An 8,452-nucleotide genomic window follows, 5' to 3' on the forward strand; every position below is an offset into this window, starting at 1 on the left:
CAGGCGCCGCAACTCCCGAGGGGGCAACGGCAGTAACGAGCGCGGGAAGCGCAGGAGCAGCAGCTGACTAACTGGCGCATCCGGGGTGAATTCGGCCACGTAGGGCCGGGAGGTGTCATACAGTATCAGGTCCCCCACGCCGAAATCTGTGCGCTGGCCGTCTTGCGTGATCATGCCGCCACCGCGCACAAGGCAACCCAGCTTGAACACCTCGGGATCGGCCTGCCGAATGAGCTTGGGAGTACGGTGGACCGAGTGCGGCATCGTGGTCATTAATGTCGCCTGCACGGGACCGAAATCGCTGATTCCGACCTGAGCCCGAAATCCGGGCTCCCACTGCGATTCACAGCGTAAATCGTAGGGCACCCAGAGCTTCGAGTTTACCTCGCGCCAGAAGGCGAACCCGTCTTCAACCGGGACCTCGGTGGTGCTGACTACGTCCATGACTCACCTTCGCGCTGTCGCTGCAGGGGTCAGACCACGATAGCTTGGCGTCGATATAGCGGCGTTGCGATGTTATGGTGCGGGTCAGGCATTGAGGGCTTTTCATCGTGATGGGCCTGGTCGCGATGGGTGGCAGGCAGCGTCTGTCGACATAGGACGAGGCTCCCGGTAAGACAGCCGTCGACCAAGACCCGATGCCCCAACCGGGAGCCTCGCTGTGCTGTCTCACCCGTCTGCGGTCGCGCTGTCCAGCCGCACTCTGAACCACCTGGCCGACCTCATCCGCGCCGAACGCACCCGCCGCCGCGGCCGGTGGCGACGTCTTGATGCCGGCAGGCCCTGCTCACCCTGGCCCATCTGCGTAACGGTGACACCATCGCTCGACTGGCCTGCGGCTTCGCGGTCAGCGTCACCACGGTCTGCCGGTACGTCCGAGAAGCCATCGACTTGCTCGCCACGCACGCCGAGGACCTGAACGCAGCCATGCGGCGCATCGCCAGGATCGCGTACGCGATCCTGGACGGCACCCTGATCCCGATCGACCGAGTCGCGGACCAGAGGCCGTACCACTCCGGCAAGCAGGCCCGTCCGGCATGATCAGATCGCTACAGGTTTCGATGCGTCTCGGTAACAAGCTGAGCTACATCAGTATGAAGAACATGGAGCTCACCCGGCTGCTGATCTAGCCGGCGAGGATCCGGGCCACGGCGGTGCTCAGCACGCGTACGCCGCGGGTCGAGCCCGCCTCCAGCCCGGTCAGGTCGCGCACCCGGGTCAGCCGGTAGTCGAGCGTGCGCGGGTGGATGCACAGCGCGGCCGCGGTGTCGAGCCGGTTCATGTCGTGCTGGTAGTAGGCGTCCAGCGTGGCGACCAGGTCGGGGCCGGCGTCGAGTTGCGCCGCCACCACCTGGAGCCACTGCCCGACCTCCGCCAGTCGGGCGGCGCCCAGCTCGGCGAAGACGTCGGTGACCGTGTACGCGTGGCGCGGCACGGCCCGCACCGGTGCGACCTCGCTGACCTGCCGGGCCAGCGCCACGGCGTCGCCGATCGCGCGCACCCGCCCAGGCGCGGTGCCGGCCGCGCACGGCCGGCCGGTCATCGAGGCCACGTCGCGGGCCAGCGCGAGCCCGCGCTCGACCGCCGGCTGCCGGCCGCCCGGCGAGCTGGGGATCAGCGCGACCACCTCGTGCGGCTCCGGCCAGCTCAGCGGCATCCAGTGCGTCTTCAGCAACGCGCCGGCGAACTCGTCCCGCGCCGCCTGGTCCGGCCCGGGCGACCCGCCGGCCACCCGGACCACCGTCGCGACGACGTGGTCGGGGACCGGCATGTGCAGGCCGCGCGCCAGGTCGGTCGCGCTGTCGTCGCCGGCCAGCAGCATCACCGTCAGCAGCCGCACCTGGGCGACGGTCGCCAGCGCGCGCCGCTGCCCCTCGATCCAGCCCCGGGTGTACGCGCCCTGGGCGGCCAGTCCCGCAGGAGCCAGCCAGGCGAGCGTGTGCATCGTCGCGGCGATGTCGTTCGGGCCGGCCGCCTCGTACACCTCGCGCAGCGTCAGCCGGGTGTGCACGAGCAGCACCTGCCGCTGCGCGGTCAGGGTGAGTCCCTTCTCGCCGCGCTGGCGGCCCATCGCGGCCATCAGGTCCAGATCCTGCACGTGGAACGGCGCGCTGTCCGCCGCGAGGTCGACGGTGCGCTGACGGAGGAAGACCGCGAAATCGAGCATCTCCGACCGCACCCGCGGCATGGCCGCGAGGTTGCGGTATTCCAGCAGCTCCTCCTGGTAGGCGTCCACCGCCCGGCGGGCGTTGTCGGCCACTCGCTGCCGCCACAGGCTGAACAGACCGCCCATGCCGGTCAACGATAATCGATGCGTTCCGGCCACTCCGCCCGGTTGACGCGGACCGGACAGCCTTGCGGACATTCGCAAGAACCGGGGTACGCCGGCGACCCGGTTCTCGCAATATCACGAAGACCCGGCCACCGGCACCCTGGAACGCTTCGCCATGGACGTCAGATGACGGCCCGGCCGGGTCGGGCGCGACCAGGTACGCGCCCCGGCATCCGCAGATCACACAGCATTTGAGAGGTGGTTCTGGTTATGACATGGCGTAGTCGACCCTCCGCCGGAGCACGATCCAGCAGTCTCCGCGCATCCAGTCTGCTGTTGGCCGCGACGGCGATGATCGCCGCGTTCATGGCCGCACCGTCCGCGGCGGTCGCGGCACCCGCGCCGAGCGGCGACGCGGCTGTCGCCGCCATCGGAGCCGAGCGGGCATCGGCGAGCTCCGCCGGCACGTTGAGCGTCACGACGTCGACGGCGGCCGCCGCCTCACCGGCGAAGGGCGGCGGTTTCTCGGTGATGTCGGGCTCCTGCCCGTACGCCGGGCAGTACATCGACCCGTGGCTGATCGTGTTCCAGGGCTGCACCCTCAGCGGCCAGCCGACGACCGCGGTCAGCGCCCGGTGCTCCAACGGGGCCACCCTGGGCCCCGTGCACGTGCCGCCCGGCGTCTACGACATCTATGTCGACTGCTACCCGGCGTTCTTCAGCTCGCTCACGTTCATCTGATCGCCCCACCCGGCACGGATCCCGTTGCGGGATCCGTGCCGGCGGTGCCGGTCTCACGGCAGCGCGTCCAGGTGCGGGCCGACCGTGCTGGCGAAGCGGTTGCCGTTCGTCACGTCCCAGTTGACCGACCAGGTCATCGCGCCGCAGGACCGACAACGGTCGGCCGCGTCCGTCGACCGCGAGGTGGATCTTCGTGCTCGGCCCGCCCGCGCGGGATCGACCGATGCCCTAAAGGACCGGGTGGACACGGCCTGCGCGTTGGGGCTCAGCACATTGTCCAGTCCTCGACAGCCAGGACCAGTTCTTCAGCACGGGCAACCGAGATGCTCTGCTGTTCAGCAATATCCGCCAGCACTGCTTCCTCGCTGACGTCGACGTTGTCCTCGGTTGCCTGGTTGAACTCGGCGTTGAGCACATAGGCCTGCTCCGACGGCACCTGGCACTCATCAGGCTGCGACAGCTTGTCGCGAACGACGACCTGATGCAGCCGGTAGCCCTGCCACGAAGCGGCGTCTCCGTTGGCGGCGTCCGTCCAGCGCCCCTCGGGCGCCCATTCGAACACCGCGTAGCTCGGCACCACCTCACGTCGGTCGTACGTGACAACGATTGACAGCGCCTGCCACCCCTGCCCTCGATGGCTCTCCACGATCTGCGTCGCCACGTCGATGACCTGCCGGCCGTCGACGGGAAAGACGCGTAGCTCGACCCGCAAGGCCAGACGGCGAGCGCCGGATCCGGAGCTGACGTCCCGACGCTCGAAGGTGTCGAAGACGGGTAGGCCCTGTCCAGGCGTCGGTAGCCGAGACGGCTGTGCGGGGGGCCGTGGCCGGTTGGCTAGGTAAAGCGGTGGTGCGAACCGGCTCAGGTGTTCGGGTACCTGCTGACGGCGTGCAGTCTCACCTGGCCTCGGCTGGCCCCCTGTTGTCCTCGCCCGACGGCACGCTACTGGCACGCTGGGTTGCTCCGCTCGGCCGCTGCCGACCACCAGAGTCAATGGCAGTTGCGTTGACCACCTCGCACAAGATCGAATGTTGTTGTGAGCAGGATCGCTGAAGTCGTCGTGCTGGCTGCCGACGCCCACGAGGTCATGGCCCCTCTGACCCAAGACAACGACGGCACACGTCCGTGGCACAACATCTTCGTGCCAATCGAAAGCCAGTGGGCAGGCACGTTCGGCCGCGGCTGGGCCGCCGAGTTCACCCATCGACGACACTGGGCCAAGCTGCTGGAGTACCTGGAGGCCGTGCCCTGGCCACGTCCCGACACGGTACAGGTGCTGATCCACGACGAAGAGGACGACTGCTTCGGCCTCTGGATGCTGTACGACGGCAAGCTGCTCGAAGTACCGCTTCCCTGCACCGAGCGGTACATCGAGCCAAGCTCGGGGACCGAGGATGATTCCACGGGCATCAGCTATCTGCTCCGGACAGACAGCGGCCTGACGATGCTCGAACTGCCTACGGTGAACCGTCCGACGCCGTAGCCCTGAACCCGCGCCGTCAGTTTGGAAGAGCGTGATCCGGCGCCCGTGGTGCCCGGAACGCCTGCTCATCGTGGCCGTGGGTCTGACCGCTCGTGCCCGCCGGTGACTGCTTGCGGCGCGCGCTTACTGGCCCGTGGACGGCCCGTCTGGGACTCCGTCCCACACTCGTCGGGCTGGCGTGATCTCCTCGGTCGGGCAGGCTCGTCTCTGCCCGAGGTTCCCCGGGCGGGACAAGGCTCGCCGTAGGCGACCGCGAAGCGGCTTGGCCTTGGCGCGCCGGGGGAACCTCAAGCAGCCGTCTAGCCCGTGTTTCGTAAGTGGGGGTCGGTCGGGTGAGGTCACGGCGTGGCGGTGATCGCTAACTGAAGAGGTCTCCGGTAAGTGGGTTAGCGACCAAGCAAACCTGAATACCGGAGACCTCGTGGCCAGCCTAGCGGCGGCGGCGCGGCATGACCTGAGCGACATCCAGTGGCAGCACCTGCACCCGTTGCTGCCTGCGGAATCCTCGCGGGGAAGACCGTGCACGTGGACCAAACGACAGATCATCGACGGCATACGGTGGCGGGCACGCACCGGCGCCCCCTGGCGTGACGTGCCCGCGAACTACGCCCCATGGCAAACGCTGTATCGATGGTTCCGCCGCTGGCAGCGTGATGGCACCTGGGCCCGCGTCCTGGCCGGGCTGCAAGCCGCCGCAGATACGGCCGGGCGCATCGACTGGAGCGTCAGCGTCGACTCCACGATCAGCCGCGCCCATCAACACGCCGCCGGCGCCCGTCGTGACGGCGACCGACAGAAAGAACCACCCTGCGGAATCCATACCGAGCCCGCCGATCACGCGCTGGGCCGTCCGCGGGGCGGATGGACCACCAAGACCCATCTCGCCTGCGAACAGGGTCGCAAGGTCCTGGCCACCGTCGTCACGGCCGGGCACCGCGGTGACAGCCCGCAATTCACCACGGTCCTCGACCGCATCCGGGTCAGCCGGCCCGGGCCCGGTCGGCCCCGGACCCGCCCGCAGCAGGTCCTCGCGGACCGGGCCTACACGTCCAGGGCCAACCGCGCCTACCTGCGCCGACGAGGAATCAAGGCCTGCATCCCGAGCAAGGCCGACCAAGACGCCCACCGCCTCGCGAAAGGCTCCCGCGGCGGCCGGCCACCCGCCTTCAACCCTGAGACCTACCGCCGACGCCACGCCGTGGAGTGCGGCATCAACCAGCTCAAACAACACCGCGCCATGGCCACCCGCTACGACAAACTGGCCGTGCGCTACGAAGCCACCCTGACCATCGCCGCCATCAATCAATACCTCCGAGCCTTATGAAACACGGGCTAGATGTACTGGGGGCTGTCTCGCTAAGGGTGTTTCCGGCGATCTTGGTTAGTAGGTTTCAGCGGCTGGGAAGCGGTCGCTGAAGGTGATGGCGAAGGCGTTCAACGCGGGTTTCCAGCGCATCGTCCATCGGGTTCTGCCTGCTCCGGTGGGGTCCAGTGACCGGGTCACCAGGTACAGACACTTCAACGCGGCCAGCTCGTTGGGGAAGTGGCCGCGGGCCTTCACGGCCCGCCGGTAGCGGGCGTTCAACGACTCGATCGCGTTCGTGGAGCAGATGACTTTGCGGATCTCCACGTCGTAGTCGAGGAACGGGATGAACTCGGCCCAGGCGTTGTCCCACAGGCGGATCACCGCCGGATACCGCTCGCCCCACTTCTCCGCCAAGTCGTCGAACGCCGCCCTGGCCGCTTGCGCGTTGACGGCGGTGTAGATCGGTTTGATGTCGTGCTTGAGCGCGTCCCAGTACTTGCGGGAGGTGAGCCGGAAGGTGTTGCGAATCAGGTGGATGATGCACGTCTGGACCACCGTGCGGGGCCACACGTTCGTCACCACCTCGGGCAGGCCTTTGAGGCCGTCGCAGACGAGGAAGAACACGTCCTTCACGCCCCGGTTCCGCAGGTCGGTCAGCACGCTCATCCAGAACTTCGCACCCTCACCACCGGTGCCGGCCCACAACCCGAGGATGTCCTTCTCCCCGTCGAGGGTGACCCCGATCGCGGCGTAGAACGGACGGTTCGCCACTTGCCCGTCGCGAACCTTGACCACGATCGCGTCGATGAACACCGCCGCGTAAATCTCATCCAACGGGCGGTGCGACCAGTCGGTCATCTCCTCGATCACCTTGTCGGTGATCCGCGAGATCGTCTCCTTGCTGACCGAGGCGCCATAGATCTCGGCGAAATGCGCCGAGATCTCGCCCGTGGTCAAACCTTTGGCATACAACGACAGCACCACCTCGTCGACCCCGGACAGGCGCCGTTGCCGTTTCTGGACGATCTGCGGCTCGAAGGTGCCGGCCCGGTCCCGCGGCACGTCGATCTGCACCGGCCCGTTGGCCTCGGTCAGCACCGTCTTCGCCCTGGTGCCGTTGCGGACGTTGCCCGACTCCACCCCAGCCGACTCATGTTTCTCATAGCCGAGGTGCTCGGTCATCTCCTCGTTCAGCGCGGTCTCCAGGACCGTCTTGGTCAACTGCCGCAGCAGCCCGTCCGGGCCGGTCAGCGACAGTCCCTGCTCCTTCGCGGCTCGGACCAGCTCGGCGGCGGCCTTCGCCTCCGCCGACGGCTCCGCCCGCTTCTTACGTCCGGTCTGGTCGTTCAGTGTCGCGGTCATCACGGCACCCTCCTCACCAGGCACAACGCCCGATGGGTCAGGCCGGAAACACCTTTAGATCCACAGACCCTACAGCTAGAGCGGGCCGGGCAGGCGAGACGAACACCGAGGTAGCGGTGAGGACGGCCGTCGCCAAGGCCAGCAATTGACGCATCAGAACTGAGATCGAAGAGCGGCCATTTGGCTGATCATCACTGTCAAGTTCTCACCGCAGCATGGCCGCGCTCGAACAACTGGTGAAAACACGGCCGAACAACAGGCGTTGCACGGCCGGCGCCCCTCACGCGTCGATTACGCCGATGACCTGCCGAAACTCCAGATCAGGCGAGTGCGACTGGAGTACTAACTACCATCACTGTTGATCGGGCCGAAATGAGCATAGTTCCTAACCTCGTGGCCACAATTGAATCAGGAACTTCTCAAAACCTCGTGGGAAGGTCGGAGCCTCATCGTTGTCCATCGACTCGAATGCCCCCTCATTTAACTCCGCCGGCTCCAGGCTCCAACCCTCGAAAGCTCGGATGAGATCCTCCCGTCCTTTAACGTAGAGACGGGCGCGGTATTTGCCTGCGATCGGAATCTCGATAAATAAATCTACAGGCCCTTCGGTGACAACGCTGGCCCGAAGGGCAGCGGCGTACAGGTGACACTCGCACTCGCCCTTCTCGTCCCAGGCAGCAGGGGACATAGGTGATGCGGCCTGCGGAGGCGGTTCTTGTGCCCACAACTGGAGGGTCACCTCTGCCTCATGGCTGCTTGCCGCACTTGTGACGGTAAGCCAACCCGTGCCACCCCTAATTCTCCCTTGATCGGGAAGCTGCGGATGCTCGTACGTAGAAGCTGCGGGATTCTGTAGATAGAATGCAGAATACTCGACGAAGACAAGACCTGACGACTGTGACACAAAACCCATGGCACCCCCAACGGCGCGGACTGGACCCACTGAATTCGACTGGGGCGATAGTCCAGTCGGGTCCAGTGCGGATCAAGGTGTAATTTCTACGTAACGCTCGGGTAATCCTCCCCGGCGACTAACAACATGGCGGCTAGCCCAGCAGACGATGGCGCAGCCCAGCCGAGGGTGGGAAGACCTCGCGGCCGTCGTCACCGATCTTCCGACGCCCGCCCAGGAGGCGAAACCGAACCTGAGGCCCTCACCGCGTGCGCGCCGCGATGACTCCCGATACACGTTCACCATCGGCGGACCTTGCTGCACGCAACGAACCTCTCGGTCACCGAGGCGCTGCTCTCAGCTCCGATGCAGCCAGGTAGCGGCTCGCTCGTAGTA

General features: G+C 66.7%; 7 protein-coding genes and 1 pseudogene. 4 read left to right on the forward strand and 4 right to left on the reverse strand.

Annotated elements, in window-relative coordinates; translation table 11 throughout:
• The coding region (locus ACWCO3_RS27075) for a cupin domain-containing protein (protein WP_450012709.1) at positions 1 to 444 on the reverse strand (444 nt) is incomplete at its 3' end.
• Positions 445 to 661: 217 nt separating this feature from the next.
• Between ACWCO3_RS27075 and ACWCO3_RS27080 the strand changes: the two are divergent.
• Positions 662 to 1,032: pseudogene (locus ACWCO3_RS27080) on the forward strand (helix-turn-helix domain-containing protein); the annotation flags it as partial.
• A gap of 94 nt (positions 1,033 to 1,126) precedes the next feature.
• Here the strand turns inward: ACWCO3_RS27080 and ACWCO3_RS27085 are convergent.
• Complete coding sequence (locus ACWCO3_RS27085) at positions 1,127 to 2,293, reverse strand: PucR family transcriptional regulator (protein WP_450012711.1); 1,167 nt, start codon at positions 2,291 to 2,293, stop codon at positions 1,127 to 1,129.
• A gap of 315 nt (positions 2,294 to 2,608) precedes the next feature.
• On the opposite strand from ACWCO3_RS27085, the gene ACWCO3_RS27090 reads away from it, so the two are divergent.
• On the forward strand, positions 2,609 to 3,013 hold the full coding sequence (locus tag ACWCO3_RS27090) for a hypothetical protein (protein ID WP_450012713.1): 405 nt from the start codon (positions 2,609 to 2,611) through the stop codon (positions 3,011 to 3,013).
• Between the two features lie 265 nt (positions 3,014 to 3,278).
• Here ACWCO3_RS27090 and ACWCO3_RS27095 read toward each other — a convergent pair whose 3' ends face one another.
• Entirely contained in the window at positions 3,279 to 3,725 is a 447-nt protein-coding gene (locus tag ACWCO3_RS27095) for a hypothetical protein (RefSeq protein WP_450012715.1), read from the reverse strand.
• A gap of 324 nt (positions 3,726 to 4,049) precedes the next feature.
• Between ACWCO3_RS27095 and ACWCO3_RS27100 the strand changes: the two genes are divergently transcribed.
• Together ACWCO3_RS27100 and ACWCO3_RS27105 are read left to right on the forward strand one after the other, a co-directional pair.
• Complete coding sequence (locus ACWCO3_RS27100) at positions 4,050 to 4,496, forward strand: hypothetical protein (RefSeq protein WP_450012716.1); 447 nt, start codon at positions 4,050 to 4,052, stop codon at positions 4,494 to 4,496.
• A 421-nt stretch (positions 4,497 to 4,917) separates the two neighbouring features.
• Positions 4,918 to 5,820, forward strand: coding sequence for an IS5 family transposase (locus tag ACWCO3_RS27105; RefSeq protein ID WP_450012718.1), 903 nt, complete (start codon positions 4,918 to 4,920; stop codon positions 5,818 to 5,820).
• A 57-nt stretch (positions 5,821 to 5,877) separates the two neighbouring features.
• Here ACWCO3_RS27105 and ACWCO3_RS27110 read toward each other — a convergent pair whose 3' ends face one another.
• Positions 5,878 to 7,164: an IS256 family transposase gene (locus ACWCO3_RS27110; RefSeq protein WP_145783438.1), complete on the reverse strand. Its 1,287-nt coding sequence runs from the start codon at positions 7,162 to 7,164 to the stop codon at positions 5,878 to 5,880.
• Between the last annotated feature and the right edge of the window lie 1,288 nt (positions 7,165 to 8,452).

It is taken from the genome of Micromonospora sp. NPDC002411, assembly GCF_053592955.1.